Raw genomic sequence first — 248 nt, 5'->3', positions numbered from 1 at the left:
AGCGACCGTGGTCTGGAGCGAATGCCTTGATCAAGCAGGACATTGTGCATCGAGTGATTGAACGAACCGGCCTTCCCCGCAACAAGGCGGAGGCTGCTGTCGACACCATCTTCGAGAGCCTAAAAAAGGCCTTGGCCACCGGTGAACGCATCGAACTCCGTGGGTTTGGCGTGTTCAACGTGAGACCCCGGAAGACCGGCATTGGGCGCAATCCGCGCACCGGTGCTGAGGTCACCATCACCCCCGGC

Annotated in this window: 1 protein-coding gene; it reads left to right on the top strand. The window is 60.5% G+C overall.

Features of this window, described 5'->3' with window-relative positions; translation table 11 throughout:
* Positions 1 to 26: 26 nt before the first annotated feature.
* Positions 27 to 248 (top strand): HU family DNA-binding protein (locus AC5IJH_RS18515; RefSeq protein WP_491904288.1); only part of this gene is annotated, 222 nt, incomplete at its 3' end.

Source organism: Candidatus Dedyshia acidiphila (assembly GCF_051025295.1).
GTDB lineage: Bacteria > Acidobacteriota > Terriglobia > Terriglobales > Acidobacteriaceae > KBS-83.
Note: the sequence above shows the minus strand (reverse complement) of the source record. Positions and strands in the feature narration are given on the sequence as shown.